Origin of the sequence: Bacillus cereus group sp. Bc031 (genome assembly GCF_027716265.1) — a bacterium.
GTDB classification, from domain to species: domain Bacteria; phylum Bacillota; class Bacilli; order Bacillales; family Bacillaceae_G; genus Bacillus_A; species Bacillus_A paranthracis.
Genome location: NZ_JAQFUL010000178.1, coordinates 1 through 2,809, shown reverse-complemented (window position 1 = coordinate 2,809; position 2,809 = coordinate 1). Strand labels below are relative to the sequence as shown.

Sequence of the window (2,809 nt, the reverse complement as noted above, 5' to 3'; positions counted from 1 at the left end):
GAAGCGCCTTTTAACGGGGATTTGTTTTTAGGGAGATCCCTTAATCCACCTTTTCGAGGGGATGGGCAAAAACACCCTAATAGCCTTGTCCCGAAAGAAGAAAAAGTAAACTAACTCTTATATTTAGAATACATTATTTATTCCGAATTTTGAAGTTTATATTTTCCATATTTTTTACTTTTTCATTTGGAAATTTAATTCCATATGCAATATTCTAATCATAATAACAAGTTGTCTCCAATGTAAACTTTTACCCATTAGTTTACTTTCAAATTTATAAAAAGAAAAAAGACGAATTTACATTAGTCGCCTTTTTTCTAAAGAATTATATTAAACCAATCAAGTTGTTAAGCATTTATTTTATTTAAAATTGAAACTTTATTAGTAGTAAATAATACATAATCTTGCTTTTTAGTTTTAATTAAGATGCGATCAGTTGTAGCATAAGGTGTCCCAATTCGAATTGCATCATTTTTTTCAACGCCAGCATAAGTATCATCTTCAGTAACTTCAATAATTTCATTTAATGGAATATTAACTTTTGCCAATTGCCATTTAATAATTAATTCCTCTGTTGTTTTTATAACATCAATACCCAACATATTATCAAGACCTTTCCATTCTATTTTCTAAATATAATTATAAATCAAATAATTGCATTTGTAATTAAGTATCTTTATTGAACATTTATGTTTGTTAATGATATGAATAAAAAATTTTTTATCTATTTCCCAATGTAAACTTTTATAAAAAAGTTTACATTCATTTTAGCTTAAACATTGACTTCCATCAAATTTCATTGATATTATAAAAATAGACAAAAAAGTATACATTCAAATCATTGAAAATAAAGGGATTGAAAAACAGATGGAGAAAAAGCAACATTTAATTGATGTACAACCAATTCGGAGCAAAGAACAGCTCGAAGATATGAAATGGTCACTTAAACGTCATTGTTCAGATCGAGATTACATTTTATTCCTAATTGGAATCAATACAGGATTGCGTGTAAGTGATTTACTTAAAATGGAAACGAGTGAAATTTTAAAACTGAGGAGAAAAAAACGGAAAGAATTTAAAGTGAAAGAAGGAAAGACAAAAAAGGAGCGTATCATAAATATTACATCCATTTTTGAGGAAGTACTTCCATATGCTGAAGAACTAAAAAGTACCTGGCTATTTCCTTCTAGAAAAGGGGATAAACCCATTAGTAAAATTCAAGCCTATCGACAATTACAAAAAGCCGGGGATTTTGCTGGAGTCGAATCTTTAGGTACCCATACCATGCGTAAAACATTCGGATATTGGTTTTACAAGCAAACAAAGGATATTGCTATGTTACAAGAAATATTGAATCATAGTACACCACAAATTACATTAAGATACATCGGCATTAATAAAGAAGAAAAAGATAATGTACTTGATACATTTCGTATCTGATTAAATTTGGATATTTTGTAAATAAAAGTGTAATATAAAAAAAGTATGATATTCTCATTGAATTAACTAGATCTATTCGTCTGAAAACAATGTATCTATACATCAACAAAGGAAAATCAAATCTTAAGTTTTTTAAAGGGGATATTACATTGGAAAAAATTGCAGAAAAAATTTATAAAGATAGAAAATTTTATAATATATCACAAGCCCAATTATACGAAGGGATTTGTACTACGTCTTATTTAAGTTCACTGGAAAATAATAAAATAGCCCCCAACCCACTAGTTACTAACTTGCTTTTAGAACGGCTAAATAATTGAAAGATAAATTAGAAATAATTGATTACAATATAAAAAATGAAGATATAGGGAAAATAATTTATGAAGAGAGAATAAAGAGTGGCATTCGTCAAGATGAATTATGCCATAATATTTGTTCTACAGCTTACTTAAGTAAAATTGAAAACAAAAAAATTATTCCTACCTCACATATTACAAACTTACTATATAAGCGATTAGATGAAATTAAAAATAATAATAATTGTGTTTTAAACGAAGAAATTCAAATTGAAAAACTATATGATAAACTTCTCTATTATATAGCCAAAAATGAATTGAAACGAGCAAAAAAAATTTTAAACACAGGTCTCCAAAAAACTGAAAATAAATACCCTAAAATGTATTACTTATTTTCATTACAAAAATACCAAAATTTTCACCGTGAATTTTACAGACGTTTTTTAGAAACGAAGGCTATTCCTTTTTTCAAAGAAATAGACGATACAAAAATTTTAGGAGTATTATACATAGAGCTTGCAAGGTATTATGAAGAAGCCAATAATTTCAAACTAAGTTGTGAGTATTATAACAAGGGACTTTCTTGCATTAAAATAAATACAAAATTATCACTTTCAAAATTACATAATCTTCAAGTTCCCTTAAAGCAAAGAAAGCCTTTGAAAATGAAAATAAATCAACCATTAGATACCCTTACAAACAAGGAATTAGAGATATTAAACGGTTTAGCGAAAGGGTATTCTAATCAAGAACTATCTGAAAATTTAGGGTTAAGTCATAATACAGTAAAAAATCATATTTCAAATATCTTAACAAAGTTAGATGTAAAAGACAGGTTAAATGCAGTATTGAAGGCACTATCATATGGATGGATAAAAATCCCCTATCAATAACAGAGGAGTCATCGTTGCAATAACCAAAAGGATTATGCGAATTGAGATAATAGAACTATATTTAGAAAAATAAGGAGGAAAAGAGATGCTTAATGGGGTAGCATCACACATCCATCAACTTAAGGATTTAGACTATTCTTAAACTTAAAAGCACGTTACTATTCTCTTATGTTAATGAGA

4 protein-coding genes are annotated in these 2,809 nt (G+C 27.5%); 3 read left to right on the top strand and 1 reads right to left on the bottom strand.

Features of this window, described 5'->3' with window-relative positions:
• Positions 1–347: 347 nt before the first annotated feature.
• Positions 348–602, bottom strand: a complete 255-nt coding sequence (locus PDQ33_RS28625; RefSeq protein ID WP_044440149.1) for a SunI/YnzG family protein — start codon at positions 600–602, stop codon at positions 348–350.
• A 265-nt stretch (positions 603–867) separates the two neighbouring features.
• Here PDQ33_RS28625 and PDQ33_RS28620 point away from each other — a divergent pair, with 265 nt between their 5' ends.
• From PDQ33_RS28620 to PDQ33_RS28610, 3 genes are all read left to right on the top strand, one after another.
• The gene (locus PDQ33_RS28620) at positions 868–1,440 is read left to right on the top strand and encodes a tyrosine-type recombinase/integrase (protein ID WP_097826268.1); all 573 of its coding nucleotides are present in this window, start codon (positions 868–870) and stop codon (positions 1,438–1,440) included.
• 149 nt (positions 1,441–1,589) lie between these two features.
• Complete coding sequence (locus PDQ33_RS28615) at positions 1,590–1,760, top strand: helix-turn-helix domain-containing protein (protein WP_270394694.1); 171 nt, start codon at positions 1,590–1,592, stop codon at positions 1,758–1,760.
• The gene (locus tag PDQ33_RS28610) at positions 1,757–2,629 is read left to right on the top strand and encodes a response regulator transcription factor (RefSeq protein WP_270394692.1); all 873 of its coding nucleotides are present in this window, start codon (positions 1,757–1,759) and stop codon (positions 2,627–2,629) included. The genes PDQ33_RS28615 and PDQ33_RS28610 overlap by 4 nt, the downstream gene beginning before the upstream one ends.
• Positions 2,630–2,809: the final 180 nt, after the last annotated feature.

Bases quoted from the DNA above. Each gene is read 5' to 3' on its own strand.
- PDQ33_RS28625 (WP_044440149.1), bottom strand. From the start codon at position 602: ATGTTGGGTATTGATGTTATAAAAACAACAGAGGAATTAATTATTAAA.
- PDQ33_RS28620 (WP_097826268.1), top strand. From the start codon at position 868: ATGGAGAAAAAGCAACATTTAATTGATGTACAACCAATTCGGAGCAAA.